Below are 18,527 nucleotides of genomic sequence, written 5' to 3'. Positions count from 1 at the left end.
GCTCACAGCAGTTTTCGCAGCCACCGGCGAACCAGGGCGTCCTTCTGCGGCGTGAACGGCGGCATGATCGTGGCGGCAAGCGTGTCGGGGGCGAGCGGTTTCGAGAGCACGGCCTTCTCGTGGCTGAACGCCCGGAAGGAGCGCTCGCCGTGGTACGCGCCGGTGCCGCTCTCGCCGACACCGCCGAAGGGCAGTTCGGGCGCGACGAGGTGCAGCACCGGCACGCCGAAGCCGAGCGCCCCCGAGCTGGTCTCGCGCTCCCAGCGCTCGCGCACGGGCGCCGAATCGCTGAAGACGTAGGCGGCGAGGGGCTTGTCGCGACCGGTCACGAACGCGAGCGCGTCGTCGAGGCCGGAGACCTCGACGAGCGGCAGGATCGGCCCGAAGATCTCGTCGCGCATCACGGCCGACTCCCGATCGGCGCCGACCAGCACGGTCGGCTCGATGAAGCGACTGTCGGCGTCGTGGCCACCGCCCACCAGCACCTCGCCGTCGTCGAGGTAGCCGAGCAGGCGCTCGAACTGGGCGTCGTTCACGATGCGGCCGTAGTCGGGGTTGCGGTGCGGCGCGCTGCCGTACAGGTCGTGGATCGCTTCGGCGAGCAGGGGCCCGAGAGCTCGCAGCACGGGCGCTGTTCCGAGCACGTAGTCGGGGGCGACGCAGGTCTGGCCCGCGTTCATGAACTTGCCCCAGGCGATGCGCTTCGCGCTCTCCGCCAGGTCGACGGTGCCGTCGACGTACACGGGTGATTTTCCGCCGAGTTCGAGCGTGACCGGGGTGAGGTGCTCGGCGGCGGCGCGGGACACGATACGGCCGACCCGCCCGTTGCCCGTGTAGAAGATGTGGTCGAAGCGCTGCTCGAGCAGCGCCGTGGTCTGGGGCACGCCGCCCTCGACCACGGCGACGGCGCGACGGTCGAGGATGTCGGGCACGGTGCTCGCGATGAGTCTCGAGGTGGCGGGTGCGAGCTCGCTCGGCTTGACGACCACCGCGTTGCCCGCGGCGATCGCGCCGATCACGGGCGAGAGCGCGAGCATGAGCGGGTAGTTCCACGGGGCAATGACGAGGGCGACGCCCAACGGCTCGGGCACGACCCGCGCCGAGGCCGGCTGCACCGCCAACGGCGCTGCCGCGCGACGTGGGCGCATCCACGCGCGCAGGTGCCCGAGCGCGTGGTCGATCTCGGCGACCAGGAACCCGATCTCGGTGAGCTGCGCCTCGGTGCCTGATTTGCCGAGGTCGTCGTGCAGCGCGCGTTCGAAGTCGGCGCCGCGCTCCAGCAGCAGCGCTCGGAGCCGTTGCAGCAGCTCGCGCCGCCACGCCTCAGGACGGGTGATCCCGCGCTCGAATCCGTGGCGCAGCCCGGCCACGATACCTGGAATCCGATCGACCTGGGTCTCGCTCATGCGCACAGGCTACTCCCGTCCCCCGACAGTCGGCGGGGCGGCGGATCACCAGAAGTGCAGCGCGGGGATGATCAGGAAGATGCCCACCAGCACTGCGAGGGCCGAGAGCGCGAAGCAGACGTTGGCGGCGACGGTCGCCCACCGGGGCCGACCCAGATCGTCGACATCGTCGTCTTCGTCATCGCGAGACGGCCCGTCGGGTTCGAAGCTGCCGTCGGCGCGGGGCGCGCGGGGCGCGGGGGTCGCGAGGAAGCGGATCCCGAGCGAGTAGAGCGCCACCACGAACACCGCCGCCAGCAGGGCCGAGGCGAAGACGATCAGGAACGCCATCCAGTCGATGTTCATCGGCCATCCTCCCGGGCCTCGTCCGCGCGCTTCTCGGCGGCCGCCCCCTTGGCGGCCTTCACGGCTTCGCGCGCGGCCATGTCATCGCGCGCCGCCGACTGCGCGACCGGGGTGAGCGGCGGGATCGTGCCGGTCTTCGTCTTGACCTTCTTGATCTTGCCCTTCTTCACGCGCACGGCGTAGCCGGCCTCGGCCACGTCGGGCACCGGGATCGCGTTCGAGTGATCGACGCGGTTGCGGCGCGAGCGCCAGAAGATGAAGAGGATGAAGCCGAAGCCGAGCACCGCGTCGATGACGATGCCGATCGGGCCGATATGCGCGATGAGCGCGGCTACGGCCGCCACGACGCCCGAGGCGGGCAGCGTGAAGAGCCAGCCGAGGCTGATGCGGCCGACCGCGCGCCAGCGTACGCTCGAACCGCGACGGCCGAGGCCGGATCCGATCACGGACCCCGAGGCGACCTGCGTGGTCGAGAGCGCGAAGCCCAGGTGGCTCGAGGCGAGGATCGTGGCCGCAGTGCTGGTCTCGGCCGCGAAGCCCTGCGCCGGCTTCACCTGAGTCAGGCCCGCACCGAGAGTGCGGATGATGCGCCAACCGCCCGAGTACGTGCCGAGCGCGATCGCGAGCGCGCAGGCCGTGATCACCCAGAGGTGCGGACCGGTGCCGGGATCCTGCAGGTTCGCCGCGACGAGTGTGAGCGTGATGACACCCATGGTCTTCTGCGCGTCGTTGGTGCCGTGCGCGAGCGCGATCAGCGACGACGACGCGATCTGCGCGTAGCGGAAACGCCCGCGGCCGTCCTTCTTGCCGTCGTGGCGTCGTGTGATCGCGTAGGCGACGCGGGTCGCCGTGAACGCGACGATGCCGGCGGTGAGGGGCGCGGCGAGCATCGGGATCAGGATCTTCGAGAGGAAGACGCCGCCGTTGACGGACGAGATGCCGGCGCCCACGATGGCCGCGCCGATGAGGCCGCCGAAGAGCGCGTGCGACGAGCTGGACGGCAGCCCGTAGAGCCACGTGAGCAGGTTCCAGACGATGGCGCCGATCAGGCCGGCGAAGATCATCTCGGGGGTGATGAGCACCCCGCCGTCGCCCTCGTTGATGAGGCCGCCCGAGATGGTCTTGGCCACCTCGGTCGAGAGGAAGGCGCCCACGAGGTTGAGGATCGCGGCCAGCAGCACCGCGGTCTTCGGCTTGAGCGCACCGGTCGCGATGGGGGTGGCCATCGCGTTGGCGGTGTCGTGAAAGCCGTTGGTGAAGTCGAAGAAGAGTGCCAGCACGATGACCAGCAGCACGATGAGAGTGAGTTCCACCGGCGTCTTTCGTTCGGGAGCATGTGGTGCTTGGATCACCCGCGAAGACACCCGATGTTCACAGTTCGTTCCGAGGACATCGGCACACCGCGCGCGCCGTACATTATGGTTTCACCTCGCCCAGCACAGGTCAAGCCAGGGGCTGAAGTTCACCGCCCGTTCACCTGGCGTTCGGAAGGCCCGGCGATCCGTCGGCCCGACCATCGCCCTCGCTCCCCTCGCGGGGCTCGCCGCACCCGGCGGGCTCGGAGGTCGCGCGAGTAGGCTGAGCCCAGGATCGCATCACGAGCGAGGAGCGGAACATGAGCGCAGCGCTGACCGACTACGTGCCCGAGGCGGGCACCATCACCATGTTCTCGACCGAGTGGTGCGGCTACTGCAAACGCCTGAAGCTGATGCTCGACAAGACCGGCATCGGGTACAGCGAGGTCGACATCGAGCACACCCCGGGCACCCCCGAGCTCGTCGAGCAGGTCAACGGCGGCAACCAGACGGTGCCCACGGTGGTGTACCCCGACGGTACGACCGCCACCAATCCGTCGCTGAACGACGTCAAGGCGGCGCTCGGGCTGTAGCCGCGGCACCCGCCGCTCTCTGCGCGGCCCGGATCGTCGTCTTCGAAATCTCGGAGCTCGCCAACGTTTCGGATCGCAGCACCGGATCCGCTCCGAAGAACCGCTACGCCCCGAAGAGCGGATGCGAGCCGATCCGACCGCGGCGCTACCCGAAGTTGAGGCGAGCCTCCTCGTAGCGCTCGGGAGGCACGGTCTTCAGCCGACCCACCGCCTCCTCGAGCGGCACCATCTCGATGCGGTCGCCGCGCAGACCGGCCATCGTGCCCCACTGCCCCGCGAGCACGGCGTCGGCGGCGGCGATGCCGGTGCGGGTGGCGAGCACTCGGTCGAAGGCCGTCGGCGATCCGCCCCGCTGCACGTGGCCGAGCACCGTGGCGCGAGTCTCGATCCCCGTGCGCTGCTCGATGAGCGGTGCGAGCACCTCGGCCACGCCGCCCAGCCGCGGCCGACCGAAGCCGTCGAGCCCCTCGCGCGTCACCGCGCGGTCGGCGCCCGCAAGGCGGAAGCCCTCGGCGACGACCACGAGCGATGAGCGGCCGCGATCCCGCACGCTCAGCACCCACTCGCCGATCTGCTCGATCGATTCGGGGAACTCGGGGATCAGCGAGACCTGGGCGCCGGCCGCCATGCCCGCGTGCAGGGCGATCCACCCCGCGTCTCGGCCCATGACCTCGAGCACCATGCAGCGCCGATGCGACTCGCCCGTGGTGCGCAGGCGGTCGATCGCCTCCGAGGCGATCGACACGGCGGTGTCGAAGCCGAAGGTGTAGTCGGTGCCCCCGAGATCGTTGTCGATGGTCTTGGGCAGTCCGATCGTGGGCACGCCCCCCTCGTCGAGCAGGCTCGCGACGGTCTGGGTGCCGTTGCCGCCGATCAGCAGGAGGCCGTCGAGGCCGTACTCGGCCGCACGATCCCGCACGGCCCGCAGGCCCTCGACAGGGTCGCTGCCCTTCGCGAACGGAGGCACCCGGCTCGTGCCGAGCATCACGCCGCCGAGCGGCGACAGGCCGCGCACCGCCGACCGGTCGAGCGGGATCCGGTCTCCCTCGTGGAACCCCCGCCAGCCGTCCATGAAGCCGACCATCTCGAAGCCGTGCACGTCGACCCCGCGCAGCACCGCCCCCCGGATCGCCGCGTTCATACCGGGGCTGTCGCCTCCTGAGCAGAGCACACCGATGCGCATGTGGGTCTCCCTCGAATCGACTGCCGCACGGGCCCGGATGCCCGCGTCCCGGGGTCGCGCCAGTGCGCACGACCTCTGACGTGCTCCATGCTAGCCGTGGCAAGAATGGAGCTGACAGATCGAATCCGGCCAAAATCGGCACGGAATCGGACAGGTCGGCGCGGCGAACGCTGACGCGTCCGCCTACTGCGCCAGCCACCCCGCGCTCCGCTCCGTGGGCCGGCGCCTGTGGGCGCCGCGCTGGCGCGGCGAACGCTGGCGCGTCCGCCTACTGCGCCAGCCACCCCGCGCTCCGCTCCGTGGGCCGGCGCCTGTGGGCGCCGCGCTGGCGCGGCGAACGCTGGCGCGTCCGCCTACTGCGCCAGCGCCCTGTTCAGCACCTCGATGAGCGCGAGCAGCTGCACCGAATCGGCGTCCTCGGCCGGCGCCGCAGCGCCGTCGAGAGCGCGCGCCGCGAGCCCCGCCTTGCCGTCGATCAGTTCGGCGATCTTCGCGTCGATCGTCTGAGCGGCGACGATGCGCCACGCGGTGACCGGCTCCTCCTGACCGATGCGGTGCACGCGGTCGATCGCCTGCGTCTGCTCGGCGTCGGTCCAGCTGAGCTCGGCCAGCACCACGTTCGACGAGGCCTGCAGGTTGACGCCCACACCCGCCGCGGTGAGCGAGCAGACCGCCACCGCCACATCGGGATCCTTGTTGAACGCGTCGATCTGGTCCTGGCGGAACGCCGCGGTCTGGTCGCCGCGGATCGAGACCGTGCGCAGGCCCGCCTCGGCCAGCTGCGCCTCGGCCCGATCCATCACGTCGATGTGCTTCGCGAAGAACACCACCTTGCCGACCGAGCGCGCGAGCTGCGCGGTGTAGTCGGCGGCGAGCCCCGCCTTGGCCTGGCCGATCTGGCGCACCATGGTGAACACGTTGGTGCCGTCGCTCGAGGCGTTCGACTCCTCGAGCTCCTGGGCGCACACCATGCGGATGATCGCGTCGTCCGAGAGCTTCTCGCCGAGCTTGCCGTTCTTGACCGCGGTGAAGCGGTCGAGCAGCTTGCGGGCGAGCTTCGCCTCGGCCTCGCGGATGCCGCGCCCCAGTTCGTCGTCGAGCTCGACGGGCAGATCGACCACGCGCTTCGCCGGCAGGTCGGCCGCGACGTCGATCTTGCGACGGCGCACGATGCCCATGTCGACGACGCTCTGCCTCGCCTCTGGGTAGAAGGCGGGGTCGGCGGGCGTCCACCCGTTGCTCTCGAGCCGCGCCATGAGCTCGGGACCCGGCTTCTCGGCGTCGATCCAGCCGAGGAAGCGCCAGATGGCGCGGAAGTCGTCGATGTCGTTGATGAGGGGGGTGCCGGTGAGAGCGATGAGCAGCGGCGAGACCCCGGGGGTGCGCTCGCGGATGCGCTCGGCGATCGCGAGCACGTTGCGCGACCGCTGCGACTGCACGTTCTTGATCATGTGGGCCTCGTCGACGACCATGCCCTTGAACCCGAAGCGGGAGATCCAGCTCAGGTGGCGGTCGAGGATCTCGTAGTTGACCACGAACACGTCGGCGAACGCGTCGATGTCCTGACCGTCGCCGTGGATGACGGTGACGCGGCGCTGCGGGGTCCACCGCTCCACCTCGCGAGCCCAGTTCATCTTGACGACGTTGGGAACGACGACGAGCAGCGGGTAGGCCTCCGCGACCGAGGCGGCCAGCACCGACTGCGCGGTCTTGCCGAGACCGGGCTCGTCGGCCAGCAGGAAGCTGCGGTGCCCGTCGCGCACGCTCGCGAGGAGGCGCGCCTGGTGGGGCATGAGTTCGCGGCCGGCCGGGGCGAGGCGGTCGGGCACGGGGGGCTCGGGGAGCTCCATGCACGCGGATCCTCCGCCGCCCTGCTCGAACGACTTGAGCAGGGGGCCGAGCAGTTCCCAGTTGGCGAGCCGCACCACCGGGGTCGGCTTGCGGGGCGGAGTGAGGTCGGGCGCGAGGAAGGGATTGGCGAGCATGCGGGTCTCGATGCCCGCGGGCTCGACCTGGCGTTCGGCGAGCTCGGGCGGCACGAACGCCCGAGCGGGTTCGGCCTTGCTCGGCTGCTCTTCGGGCAGCTCGATGCCGGCCTGGGTGAGCATCTTGCGCTTGAGCAGACGGGTCGCCTCGGTGATGGGCGCGGTCGGCTCGAGCAGGGTGATGAGGCTCGTGTCGCGCGCAGCGGTCTTCGCGAGGATCGCGGCGACGCCGTCGAGCCGCTTCAGCGTCTCGGTGCGCTCGGATTCGCTCACGTTCTCGTCGGTCTTGACGCGGGCGCGCTCCTCGCGCATGAGGAGCGCGATCACGTGGAACTTCGTGCGGCCGGCGGGCGAGGCCTTGCCGCGCTGAGCGGACGCCTCGACCTCGCGCACGGCGCGGGCGAGCAGCGGGATGATGCCCTCGTTGTGGGTGTGCTTGCGGCGAGCGCCGCCGCGCTGCTGGCCGCCCTTCTGGGCGTTCTGCGCCTTCTGGGCGCGGGAAGACTTCGGCGTGTGCTCGGCTGCGCTGTTCGCAGCGGGCTGACGCTCGGCAGTGGTGAGTGCCAATGGATCTCCTGATCGGCGTGGTGCAGCCCCGGCCTGCATGCCGGAGCCGGGGTCGCATGCGGCTTCAGAGCCTGACCTCATGCGCGGCATGGGGCTCGAGAACGCTTCGCGGATCGCGACCGTGCTCCGATCCTACCATCCGCACCTGCGAGAGCCCCAGGATTTCCCGAACACCGGGAGCATGTCGTCGGCACGGGCGGCGTTCCGGTGCACGAGCCGCCCATGACCCCCTCGGCTCGTTCATCCGGAGCGGCGCGATCAGGGATCCGGCTCACGCGGAACGCCGTGAGCCGGATCGGCAGATCAGCGGCTCAGCAGCTCCCGGGTGCGCACCACGTCGGCTCGCATCTGCTCGAGCAGCGCGTCGAGCGAGTCGTAGCGCTCCATGCCGCGCAGCCGATGCGCGAAGCGCACCTCGATCCGCTGCCCGTACAGGTCGCCCGAGAAGTCGAGCAGGAACGCCTCCACGCGAGACAGCGCGTCGGGCGTGAAGGTGGGGTTGTTGCCCACGGAGATCGCGGCGGGACGCGGATCCGCGTCGTCGTCGCCGAGCACCGCCCACCCGGCGTAGACGCCGTCGGCCGGCACGAGGCCCTCGATCTCACCGCCGAGGTTGGCGGTGGGAAATCCGATCTCGCGCCCGCGCGCGTCGCCCCGCACGACCTCGCCGCGCACGACGGGCGACCGGCCGAGCATTCGCCCGGCGGCCTCGACGTCACCCGCGAGCACCGCCTCGCGCACTCGCGACGACGACACCTCCCCGGTGCCGTCCGCGGCGACCAACTGGAGCGTCTCGGCCTTGAATCCGTACCGCTCCCCCAGCTCTCGCAGCAGCCCGCCGTCGCCCGCGCCGCGGTGGCCGAACCGGAAGTCGGCCCCCATGATGATGTGCTTGGCGCGCAGCCGCCCGACCAGTACGTCGCGCACGAAATCTGCCGCGGGGATCGAGGCCACCGCTTCGTCGAACTCGATCATCACGCAATCGTCGACCCCGGCGGCCTCGAAGCCCTCGAGCCGCTGCTCGCGGCTCATGAGCGGGCGGGGGCAGAGTTCGGGGCGCAGCAGGCTGAGGGGGTTGTTCGCGAAGGTGAGCACCACGGCGGGGCGGCCGGCGGCGTGCGCTCCCTCGATGAGGGTGCGCAGGATCGCCCGGTGTCCCAGGTGCAGCCCGTCGAACTTGCCGATCGCGACGCCGCTGCCCTCGGGATAGTCGGCGGGTCGGATCGCCTCGAGCGTTTCGATGACGCGCATCAGGCCGATCCCTCACCGCCCGCGGCGGCACCGGCACCGGCCGCGCGCGCGGTGCTCCGCAGCCACAGCAGGCCCAGCACCGGCAGCACGAGCGGGATGAAGACGTAGCCGATGCCGTACTGCGACCAGACGGAGGGGTGGGCGAAGAGCTGGGGGGCCGTGAGGCTGAGCGTGCCGACGATGAGCACCCCGCAGAGCTCGAACACGAGCGCGCACCACGCGACCGCGCGCCAGACGCCACGGCGCTTGATGAGGGCGATCGTCGCGACGATGTAGACCACGCCGGCGACGGCCGACAGGGAGTAGGCGAGCGGCGCCTCGTCGAACTTCGTGATGATCTGGTAGACCGATCGGAAGGTCGCCGCGATGGCCAGCACGAGGTAGACGGCGATCAGCACCTTGCCGAGACCGCCGAGCCTGTCCGCGGCGCTCGTCGCTGCTGCGGTGGATGGCTGTTCGCTGCTGGACCGGGGATTCGACACGACCAACAGCTTACCCGCGCGCGGCCGAGACCCTCAGCCGCCGGTGGTCGCGAGGAACACCTCGCCGTGACCGGTGAGCCGGATCGGGTCGCCCGCCGACACGTAGAGCGACTGCCCGCGGCGGGCGGAGGCCACCTCGGCGAGCCCGTGCTCGCCCTCGGCCCGGCGCTCGACGCGCACACGCCCCGACGTGACCATGAGCACGAGCGGGCACTTCGCGGACACGTCGACGGACGGCGCGCTGTCGGCCGGGGCCGCGCCGCTCGCGCTCTGCTCCGGATCGCAGAGCCTGGCGCGCAGCAGCGCGAAGTCGGGCACGTCGGGGCGCCAGGCCACGAGCCCGCGCGCCACGCGCTCGCCCGGGAAGCGTGGCTCGGCGATCTCGCCGGTGTCGACGATGCGGCAGAGCTCGGCGATGTCGATGTGCTTCGGAGTGAGACCGGCGCGCAGCACGTTGTCGGAGGACGCCATCACCTCGACCGCGATGCCGCTCAGGTAGGCGTGCAGCTGACGGGCGCGCAGGTAGACGGCGTCGCCCGGGTCGAGCCGCACGAGGTGCAGCAGCAGCGACACGAGCACCCCGGGATCGCCCGGGTGGGATCCGACGAGGTCGCGCAGCGCGGCGGCGCGCGCCGCGTCGAACTGCCGCTCGGGCTCGCGCACCGACGACGCGGGATCGGTCTCGGCAGACCCTCGGGGCTCCCCGTCGGGATCGATCCGGGGCACCGCCGCCGCGATCGCGTCGAGGGCCCGCGCTACGACGGGGTCGCCGCTGAACACCCACTCGAGGAACTCCCGCCGCAGCGCCTCGGGATCCGGGCCCCGCAGTCGCGCCTCGACCCGTTCGAGCGCCGAGGCGCCCTCGATCTCCCCCGCCTGCCGCGCGGCCGACGCGAGCAGCAGCAGCTCCCGTCTCGCGGCCGCGAGCGGGCGGAAGCCGCTGAGCGCGGTCACCTCGCTCAGGGCGACGAGCAGTTCGGGCTTGTGGTTGGGGTCGCCGTAGTTGCGGTGCGGCGCGTCTCTCGGCACCCCGGCGGCCTCCTCGGCGGCGAAGCCCGCCGCGGCCTGTGCGAGATCGGGGTGCACCTGCAGGGAGAGCGGCGCCCCGATCGCGAGCACCTTGAGCAGGAAGGGCAGCGGCCCGCCGTCCACGCCGTAGCGATCCGGATCGCTCTCGACGAGGTCGATGAGGGTGCGGGCGCCGGCGGAGGCCTTCGCGACGTGCGCGGGACTGCCCGGGTGGGTGCCGAGCCAGAGCTCTGCCTGGGGCTCCCCGGTGGGCGCGAGGCCGAGCATGTCGGGCAGGGCATCCTTCGACCCCCACGCGTATGCGCGCGGGGTGTTCTCGATGAAGATCAGCACGCCACTCCTTAGAGGTCGCGGAGGTCCAATGCTCTACCATACCGACTATGGCGCAGAGCAGAACCCGACTCGGTGTGAGCGCGTACGCGATCGGCGTGTTCGTGCTCACCCTCGGCAGCAACGGGGTGCGCAACGTGGTGGGCTGGTGGGGGTTCCTCGCCCTCGCGCTGGCGCTCACCGTCGTGGGGGTCGTGCTGTTCGTGCGCGAGAGGCCCGCCCGCTTCCGCTGGTACCGGCTCCCCTCCCCGCTCTACTGGTTCCTCGCCCTCGCCGCGCTGTCGATCGCGTGGTCGCAGTACCGGCTCGAGAGCGTGCTCGGCGTGCTCGCCCAGCTCGCGACGACGCTGCTGGCGGTCGTGCTCGCGTTCGTGCTCACGTGGCACGAGGTGCTGCGCACACTCGGCACGGCGCTGCGATACCTCATCGGGTTGTCGCTGGTGTTCGAGCTCGGGGTGTCGCTGCTGATCCGCGAGCCGGTGTTCCAGAACTTCCTGGTGTTCGTCGAGGTGCCCGACGAGGGCACACCCTCGAAGCTGCTCTACTGGAGCCGTGACCTGCTGTTCGCGGGCGGCCCGATCCAGGGCCTCGTCGCCAGCTCGGTGCTGCTCGGCTTCCTGGCACTGCTGGGGCTGATCGTGTTCGGGATCCAGCTGCGTGCGGGCCTCGTGCGCCCCTTCACGGGCTGGTTCTGGGTGCTCCTGTCGGCGGCGACCCTGCTGCTGACGCGGGGCGCGACGGTCTGGGTCGCGCTCGCGGCCGTGTGCGTCGCCCTCGCGCTCGCGCTGTGGGCCCGCCGGCTGGGGCCGGAGCGACGGGTGCCGCTCTACGCGACCGGCGGCGCACTCATCGTCGCCGCCACCGCGGCCGTGCTGTTCGCGCGCGACTTCGTCTTCGGGCTGCTCGGCAAGAGCGGCGACATGACCGGCCGCCTCGAGACGTGGGAGGCCGTGATCGGGCTCGCCGAGCAGCGGCCCTGGTTCGGCTGGGGCTGGGTCAGCTACTGGGCGCCCTGGGCCGAGCCGTTCAAGTCGCTCGACGAGAAGGCCGGCCTGCCCGTGATGAGCGCGCACAACGCGTGGCTCGACGTGTGGCTGCAGCTCGGCATCGTGGGGCTGCTCGCCTTCGCTCCGCTCGTGGTGCTCACGGTCTGGCGCGTGTGGTTCCGCGCCGTGGATCCGCCGCGCCGCGGTTTCGGGCCGCCGCTGCCCTACGCGACGAGCGCGCTGTGGCCGTTCCTCGTGATGGTCGCACTCCTCGTGCAGTCGCTCACCGAGAGCCGGCTGCTGATCGAGGGCAACTGGGTGCTGCTCGTGCTGCTGGCGGTCAAATCGCGCTTCGACTTCGAGCTGCCGTCTCAGGACGCCGAACCGACCGCGCTGCCGTGGCGACGGGTGCCGATCCCCCGCGAGACCGGCGGCGTCGAGGTGCCGACGATCTCCTCACATCGGCGGTGACACCGTGAACATGACCACGGAGCGCCTGCTGCAGCTGCGGGCCGACGCGCGGGTCGAACGCGACACGATGATGGAGCATCGCGTGCGCGACGGCGAGGATCCGGCGACCGCGTACGCCGAGGTGCCCGAGGTCGACGACCTCGTGGTGCTGGCGCTGCGCGACGAGATGCTCGAGGATCGCGGCCAGCTGGCCGAGTTCGGTCTGGCCAGGCTCGCGGCACGCTCGGGCGGCCCCGACGCGCGGGAGCACCGCCGCAATGCGGATCGCGTGGAGTTCGAGCTGCTGCGCGAGATCGCCGCGGCAGCCCCGATGCTCACGGTCGCGGTGTGGCGGGCCGGCAGCGGCCTCGACGTGGAGTGAGCGGCGACGGACGGCGCTCCCTCGCAGCCGCAGGCGGGCCTCCAGTCGCCCGGCCTCGCCTCCCGGAGGCCCCGGCACGCTATTTCTTGCTCGTGCTCTTCGCGCCCTTCGTGCTCTTCGCGCGATCGGCCTTCTGGCGATCCCCGACCAGCTGGTCGACCTGATCGGCGATCTCCGCGATGCGCCGGCGCTGCGAGTTCAGCTGTGCCGAGAGCGCCGCGGTCGAACCCGCGACCTGCTGCCGCAGCAGCGTGATGTCGGCGTGGATGTTCTGACGCGCGCGATGGGTGACCGACAGCTTCGGCATGATGCCCGCCAGCGAGTTCTGCACCGTGCGGCCGGCGCGGAAGACGATGCGGCGCAGCCCCGGGGTCTTGTTGAGCCGGCCCAGCACCCCGCGGTAGACCCGGTGCTCGAGATTGCGCAGCGCGTAGGCGTCCATCTGAGCGAGCTGCTCGCGATGGGTGTCGATGAAGTAGCGCAGCTTGCGCCAGATCTCGGCGTGGTCGCGCTCCTCCGAGTGCTGAAAGGCGAAGGTGGCATACTGGTCGAGCATGCGCATGTAGTACACACCGTACTTCTCGGTCAGCTCGTGCTTCTCGAGCAGTTCGAACAGCCGGAAGGCGACGGTCAGGTGATCCTTCGCGGTGTTGGAGCGCCCGAAGGTCGTCGACATCGTGCTGCCCGCGCGGCGCACGTAGTTGTAGACGTAGTCCTCGGGCTCGAGGAAGAACGCCGTGCTGCTCGTGAAGCCGTAGGCGTTCACGAAGTAGGCGTCTTCAAACCGCAGGCCCTCGGGGAATTCGATGCCCCGGTTCTCGACCGACTCGCGAACGAACATCTTGTTGCAGACCGACGCGTCGAGGTCGAGCAGCAGTTCGCTCGTGACCTGCTGCAGGCCCGACCGGCGCACCTCGTAGTAGTGCTGGTCCTGGAACTTCTCCATCGCGCTGCGGATGCCCGGCTCGAACACGGGGCGGATGCTGCCCACCACGAAGTCGACGTCGTGTTCGACGAGGGCGTCGCGCATCTTCTCGAGCGAGTCGGGCTCGTAGTAGTCGTCGCCGTCGATGAAGGCGATGTAGTCGGCGTGGGCGAGCTCCATGCCGCGGTTGCGGGCGATGGCCTGGCCGCTGTTCCTGAGACTGACGAGACGCACCCGCGGGTCGTTGCGGAAGTACTCCTCGGCGATGTCGGACGACGCGTCGACCGAACCGTCGTCGACGAGGATCAGCTCGACCTCCGAGAGCGTCTGGCCGAGCACCGAGTCGATGCACTTGCGCAGGTACTCCTCGACGTTGAAGAACGGCATCACCACCGAGACCTTCGCGGCGTCCTGCGCCTGCTTGCGCTCGATCACGCGCTCGGGGTGCTCGATGATCTCGGAGATCTCGCGGGCCTGGTTGACGTCGCAGAACTCGAAGTTGAAGCGGCCCGACTCGAGGTCTGCCTTGAACTGCTCGGAGGCGAGCGCGATGAAGTCGGGAGCGAGGTCTGCCTGCAACCGATCGATGTTCCAGGCGTAGGCCCCCCACTTGCTCAGGCGGAGGATGCGCCAGATCTCGGTCGAGAGGTCGCGCTCCGCGGCGAAGCGCTCGATCTCGGCGTACTCGTCGGAGACGCAGAAGACCTTGCCCGCGTTGTTCACGGAGGAGGCCTCGTTGTCGCGACGGTAGTGGAGGAAGGCGTCGGAGGTGTAGACGACCCGGTGCGCCGAGCTCCACACCTTGAACGCGAAGCTCGTGTCCTGGTACGAGGCGCCGGGAGTGGGCAGGAAGCGGATGCCGTTCGCGACGAGGAAGTCGCGACGGTAGATCGCCGACCAGATGGCGGGCTGCTGGAAGAAGATGTCGATGTTCTTGGAGGGGTCGATCACCCTCCCCACCTCGTGAGCCCGCACCAGCTCGATCTTCTCGTCGCTCAGCGCCTTGCGCTCGGGGTCGGCGTAGTAGGTGAAGTAGTTGCTCTTCACGACCTCGACGCCGTGCTCGGTCGCGAGATCGTGCAGCTCCTCGAACATGTCGAGCTCCACCCAGTCGTCGGACTCGACGATGGCGATGTACTCGCCCGTGGCCCGGTCGAGGCCGTGGTTCATCGAGTCACCGTAGCCCGAGTTGGCCTTGTCGATGATCACGATGCGGGGATCCCGCCTCGCGTACTCCTCGATGATGGCGAGCGAGCCGTCGGTCGAGCCGTCGTTGATGCAGATGATCTCGAGGTCGCGGAACGTCTGGTTCACCACGCTGTCGAGGCACTCGCGCAGGTACTTCTCGACGTTGAAGATGGGGATGAGTACGGAGATCTGAGGCATGTGACTTTCTGATTCGCTTCGAGGTGCAGGGCCGGCGACGGCGACTACAGCAGTTCGGAGAGCTTGTTGTTGAACATCGAGAGCGCGGACCCGATGGCCATGTGCATGTCGAGGTACTGGTAGGTGCCGAGGCGGCCGCCGAACAGCACCCGGTCCTCGCGGTCGGAGAGCTCGCGGTACTTGAGCAGGCGGTCGCGGTCTTCAGGCGTGTTGACCGGGTAGTAGGGCTCGTCGTCGCGGGTGGCGAAGCGGGAGTACTCCCGCATGACGACGGTCTTGTCGGCCGGGTAGTCGCGCTCGGGATGGAAGTGTCGGAACTCGTGGATGCGCGTATAGGGCACGTCCGACCCGGCGTAGTTCATGACGCTGGTGCCCTGGAAGTCGCCCGTCGGCAGCACCTCCTGCTCGAAGTCGAGCGTGCGCCAGGAGAGCTCGCCCTCGGCGTAGTCGAAGTAGCGGTCGACCGGCCCGGTGTAGACGATCGGCACCGTGCCGACCAGGGCCTTCTTGTTGAGCGGCTGCGACTCGTCGAAGAAGTCGGTGTCGAGCCGCACCTCGATGTTCGGGTGATCGGCCATGTTCTCGAGCCAGGCGGTGTAGCCGTCGACGGGCAACCCCTCGTGGGTGTCGTTGAAGTAGCGGTTGTCGTAGGTGTAGCGCACGGGCAGGCGCGAGATCACCTCGGCGGGCAGCTCGGTGGTGGGCGTCTGCCACTGCTTCGCGGTGTAGTCGCGGATGAACGCCTCGTAGAGCGGGCGCCCGATCAGCGAGATGCCCTTCTCCTCCAGGTTCTTGGCCTGCTTCGTGTCGAACTCCTCGGCCTGCTGCGCGATGAGGGCGCGCGCCTCATCGGGCCCGTAAGCGGCGCGGAAGAACTGGTTGATGGTGCCGAGGTTGATGGGCAGCGGGTAGACCTCGCCCTTGAAGTTGGAGTACACCTTGTGCTGGTAGCCGGTGAACTTCGTGAAGCGGTTCACGTACTCCCACACCGTCTCGTTCGACGTGTGGAAGAGGTGGGCGCCGTAGCGGTGCACCTCGATGCCGGTCTCGGGCTCCGCCTCGGAGTAGGCGTTGCCGCCGATGTGGGAGCGGCGATCGATCACGACCACCTTCTTGCCCGCGGACGCCGCACGCTCAGCGATGGTGAGACCGAAGAAACCAGAGCCGACAACCAGAAGATCCATGCCGAACAGTCTATGCGACGGCTAACGGGGAACTCCCCGGTGTCACCGCCCGTCGAGCGCTGCAGCGATGATGCGGTGCGCCGGGAGGATGCTGCGTCGCTCCGCATCGGCGTCGATGCGCCCCTCGACGAGGTCGATGAAGTGCTCGAACTGCGCGGCGAGCGGCTCGAGACCCGAGACCTCGGGCACCTCCATCTCGGTCATCTGCTTGAAACCGACCTTGTCGTCGGTGCTCTCGATGTTGGTGTGGCGGTACTTGGTGACGCTGCGCAGCAGGAGGTCGACCTCGACCATCGAGTCGAGCGACTGCACGAGCATGCGGCGCACCTTCCGCTGCCCGATGCGGCTGGCCGATGCCGAAGCGATGCCTCCCCCGGGGAAGCGCAGCGTCATGTCGATGACGTCTTCGGCGCCCTCGAGCGAATCGGGATGGAAGTAGCCGAGCTCGGCGCTCACAGATTCGGGCGACGCCGCGCCGTAGAGGTTCGAGATGAGGTCGGCGTCGTGCACCAGCATGTCCCAGGCGACGCCCGTCTTGATGCGGGCCCAGTGCGGCGAGTGGCGCTCGGCTCGCACGTAGACGGGCTCGTCGATGAGCTTCCGCGCCGCGAGCACGCCGGCGTTGAAACGCTCGAGGAACCCGCACTGCACGGGCACACCGCGCTGCTCGGCCATGCCGAGGATCTCCTCGGTCTGCTCGAGCGAGGGGCAGATCGGCTTCTCGATGAGCACCGGGAGACCGGCGTCGAGGATCTCTTTCGCGATGTCGTAGTGGTACTCGGTGGAGGCGGCCACCACCACGGCGTCGGCCTTCTTCAGCGCTTCTTCGGCAGCGGGGAACCACTCCCCGCCGTACTGCTCGGTCGCCGCGCGACCGTTCTGCTCGAAGGGGTCGACGATGCCGACGAGGTTGGCCCGCGCAGACGATGAGACGATGCGCGCGTGGTTGCGCCCCATCGTTCCCGCTCCGAAAAGAACGATGTTCGGCTGCGCCATGCTGACTCCTCCATATGCCTGTGCTGCGTCCGCCCATGGTATCCGAGGGGCGGAGTCCCATCCCAGTTTACGTTCGCACCCGTCCGCTCCAGACCTCTGCGCGGTACAGTTCTCGCATGACCGCACTCATGGCACAGGACATCGCTTCGGATTTCGCCGCGGAACTCGTCGGCGCGAACGCCGTCGTCTCGGCGCCCGCTCCCCTGCTCGACGCCGAGGCGCGGCAGCTCACCTTCGTGGGAGACACTGCGCGATTCGCCGAGGCGTTCGAGCGCGCATCGCTGGCGGGCGCCGTGGTCCTCGCCCCGCTCGGCACCGAACTCCCGGAGGGCGCCACCGGCTCCCTCATACTCGTGGAGAACCCCCGGGCGGCGTTCGGGCAGGCGGTCGCGCGGCACTTCGCCCCGAAGGCCGCGGCCGGAGTCGCCGATACCGCGCGAGTGCACCCCACGGCTCGCGTCCATGAGTCGGCGCACATCGGCGAATACACGGTGGTGCGCGAGGGCGCCGTGATCGAGGCCCACGCGGAGGTGCGCGACCACGTGGTGATCGGCCGGGGCGTGGTGATCGGCGAGCACTCGCTCGTCAAGAGCCACGCCGTCATCGGCGAGGAGGGCTTCGGCATCGAGAAGGACGCCGACGGCAACAACTTCCACGTGCCGCACATCGGCTCGGTGCGGCTCGGCGCGCACACCGAGATCGGCAATTTCACCACGGTGTGCTCGGGCACCATCGCTCCGACCGTCGTCGGCGACTACACGAAGATCGACGACCACGTGCACATCGCCCACAACTGCCGTATCGGCAGGAACGTCATCATCACGGCCTGCGCCGAGATCTCGGGCAGCGTGGTGATCGAGGACGAGGTGTGGATCGGACCGAACGCGTCGGTGATCCAGGGGCTCACCCTCGGCAAGGACTCGCTGCTCGGCATCGGAGCCGTCGCCGTCAAGTCGGTGCCCGAGAACGAGGTGCGGGTGGGCAACCCCGCCAAGCGCCTCGGCGACAACAAGAAGTAGCGCTCGGCGCATGCACGACGGCCCGTGGACCGATGTCCGCGGGCCGTCGTCACCGGATCAGTAGTTCTCGGCGGGCACCTTCTCGAACCACCAGAACGGGTGGGTGAGCACCTGCATGAGCGGTTCCTTGCCGACCCACTCGCCGAAGTGCCCCTCGCGCCAGCGCCCGCTCGAGTCGCTCAGGTACTTCATGCTCGGCGTCATGAACCGCTCCTCGTACGCGTGATAGGCGACGCTGTCGCTCCAGCGCTCGAGCAGGCCGTTGGCGAACTCGAGCCCGCCCATGCGAGCGGGCTCGTGCGAGCTGAAGCCGCCGAGGGGGCGCCCGACCGCCGCTTCGAAGACGGCGCGCTGCCGATCGGCCCAGTCGAGGTTGTCGCTGCCGAGCCAGTCGCAGAGCCCGCCCTCGAGGTGCAGTTGCACCTCGTGCCCCAGCTGCTCCATCTCCTGCACGATCTGCAGCGACGGAAGGCTCAGCAGGTTGTAGCCGCGAGCGTGCACCCGCAGGAAGAAGGTGGAGCTCACGCCGGCCTCGGCATCGACGCGCGCGACGCGCAGCGCCTGCTCGATCGTGTTGTCGATGTCGTGTCGCAGCACCATGTGACGCTCTTGCGGGTCTGCGAGGTACTTTTGGAACGACGTGACCGCGTAGCCGGTGTCGACGTAGTCCTTGAGAGCGTCGGAGTACGACTTCAGGGAGTAGTCGAAGATCTTGGGTGCTGCGGATTCCATG

16 protein-coding genes are annotated in these 18,527 nt (G+C 69.7%); 4 read left to right on the top strand and 12 right to left on the bottom strand.

The window, feature by feature from the left end; genetic code table 11:
- Positions 1–2 precede the first annotated feature (2 nt).
- The 3 genes from H490_RS26130 to H490_RS26120 are packed head-to-tail and all read right to left on the bottom strand — an operon-like array spanning position 3 to position 3,064.
- A complete protein-coding gene (locus H490_RS26130; protein WP_031290111.1) occupies positions 3–1,406 on the bottom strand; it encodes an aldehyde dehydrogenase family protein in 1,404 nt (467 codons plus the stop codon).
- Positions 1,407–1,451: 45 nt separating this feature from the next.
- Positions 1,452–1,751, bottom strand: coding sequence for a hypothetical protein (locus H490_RS26125; RefSeq protein ID WP_017884437.1), 300 nt, complete (start codon positions 1,749–1,751; stop codon positions 1,452–1,454).
- A complete protein-coding gene (locus tag H490_RS26120) occupies positions 1,748–3,064 on the bottom strand; it encodes an inorganic phosphate transporter (protein ID WP_017884436.1) in 1,317 nt (438 codons plus the stop codon). Before H490_RS26120 ends, H490_RS26125 begins: the two co-directional genes overlap by 4 nt.
- 302 nt (positions 3,065–3,366) lie before the next feature.
- On the opposite strand from H490_RS26120, the gene H490_RS26115 reads away from it, so the two are divergent.
- Complete coding sequence (locus H490_RS26115) at positions 3,367–3,639, top strand: mycoredoxin (RefSeq protein WP_017884435.1); 273 nt, start codon at positions 3,367–3,369, stop codon at positions 3,637–3,639.
- Positions 3,640–3,784: 145 nt separating this feature from the next.
- Here H490_RS26115 and H490_RS26110 read toward each other — a convergent pair whose 3' ends face one another.
- The 5 genes from H490_RS26110 to manA form a co-directional block, all read right to left on the bottom strand.
- Positions 3,785–4,822, bottom strand: coding sequence for a 6-phosphofructokinase (locus H490_RS26110; RefSeq protein WP_031290110.1), 1,038 nt, complete (start codon positions 4,820–4,822; stop codon positions 3,785–3,787).
- A 353-nt stretch (positions 4,823–5,175) separates the two neighbouring features.
- Entirely contained in the window at positions 5,176–7,374 is a 2,199-nt protein-coding gene (locus tag H490_RS26105; protein WP_017884433.1) for a DEAD/DEAH box helicase, read from the bottom strand.
- Between the two features lie 303 nt (positions 7,375–7,677).
- The gene (locus tag H490_RS26100) at positions 7,678–8,625 is read right to left on the bottom strand and encodes a bifunctional riboflavin kinase/FAD synthetase (protein ID WP_017884432.1); all 948 of its coding nucleotides are present in this window, start codon (positions 8,623–8,625) and stop codon (positions 7,678–7,680) included.
- The gene (locus H490_RS26095; protein WP_017884431.1) at positions 8,625–9,023 is read right to left on the bottom strand and encodes a hypothetical protein; all 399 of its coding nucleotides are present in this window, start codon (positions 9,021–9,023) and stop codon (positions 8,625–8,627) included. The genes H490_RS26100 and H490_RS26095 overlap by 1 nt, the downstream gene beginning before the upstream one ends.
- Before the next feature lie 117 nt (positions 9,024–9,140).
- Positions 9,141–10,469: a mannose-6-phosphate isomerase, class I gene (gene manA, locus H490_RS26090; RefSeq protein ID WP_017884430.1), complete on the bottom strand. Its 1,329-nt coding sequence runs from the start codon at positions 10,467–10,469 to the stop codon at positions 9,141–9,143.
- Positions 10,470–10,516: 47 nt separating this feature from the next.
- Between manA and H490_RS26085 the strand changes: the two genes are divergently transcribed.
- Together H490_RS26085 and H490_RS26080 are read left to right on the top strand one after the other, a co-directional pair.
- Positions 10,517–11,923 carry an O-antigen ligase family protein gene (locus tag H490_RS26085; RefSeq protein ID WP_017884429.1) on the top strand — a complete coding sequence of 469 codons (1,407 nt, stop codon included), beginning with the start codon at positions 10,517–10,519 and terminating at the stop codon, positions 11,921–11,923.
- 10 nt (positions 11,924–11,933) lie between these two features.
- Entirely contained in the window at positions 11,934–12,284 is a 351-nt protein-coding gene (locus H490_RS26080) for a hypothetical protein (RefSeq protein ID WP_017884428.1), read from the top strand.
- A gap of 79 nt (positions 12,285–12,363) precedes the next feature.
- Here the strand turns inward: H490_RS26080 and H490_RS31155 are convergent, their stop codons facing one another.
- From H490_RS31155 to H490_RS26070, 3 genes are read right to left on the bottom strand one after another with little or no spacing between them, the layout of a single operon-like run.
- Positions 12,364–14,595 carry a glycosyltransferase family 2 protein gene (locus tag H490_RS31155; protein ID WP_017884427.1) on the bottom strand — a complete coding sequence of 744 codons (2,232 nt, stop codon included), beginning with the start codon at positions 14,593–14,595 and terminating at the stop codon, positions 12,364–12,366.
- A 44-nt stretch (positions 14,596–14,639) separates the two neighbouring features.
- Positions 14,640–15,779 carry a UDP-galactopyranose mutase gene (gene glf / locus H490_RS26075; protein WP_017884426.1) on the bottom strand — a complete coding sequence of 380 codons (1,140 nt, stop codon included), beginning with the start codon at positions 15,777–15,779 and terminating at the stop codon, positions 14,640–14,642.
- A gap of 42 nt (positions 15,780–15,821) precedes the next feature.
- Positions 15,822–16,775 (bottom strand): Gfo/Idh/MocA family protein, encoded by a 954-nt coding sequence (locus tag H490_RS26070; protein ID WP_017884425.1) that lies wholly within the window; start codon positions 16,773–16,775, stop codon positions 15,822–15,824.
- A 116-nt stretch (positions 16,776–16,891) separates the two neighbouring features.
- On the opposite strand from H490_RS26070, the gene H490_RS26065 reads away from it, so the two are divergent.
- On the top strand, positions 16,892–17,794 hold the full coding sequence (locus tag H490_RS26065; RefSeq protein WP_152424265.1) for an LpxD N-terminal domain-containing protein: 903 nt from the start codon (positions 16,892–16,894) through the stop codon (positions 17,792–17,794).
- A gap of 57 nt (positions 17,795–17,851) precedes the next feature.
- Here H490_RS26065 and H490_RS26060 read toward each other — a convergent pair whose 3' ends face one another.
- Complete coding sequence (locus H490_RS26060) at positions 17,852–18,526, bottom strand: hypothetical protein (protein WP_017884423.1); 675 nt, start codon at positions 18,524–18,526, stop codon at positions 17,852–17,854.
- Between the last annotated feature and the right edge of the window lies 1 nt (position 18,527).

It is taken from the genome of Leucobacter sp. UCD-THU (assembly GCF_000349545.1).
In the GTDB taxonomy this organism is placed as follows: domain Bacteria; phylum Actinomycetota; class Actinomycetes; order Actinomycetales; family Microbacteriaceae; genus Leucobacter; species Leucobacter muris.
Note: the sequence above shows the minus strand (reverse complement) of the source record. Positions and strands in the feature narration are given on the sequence as shown.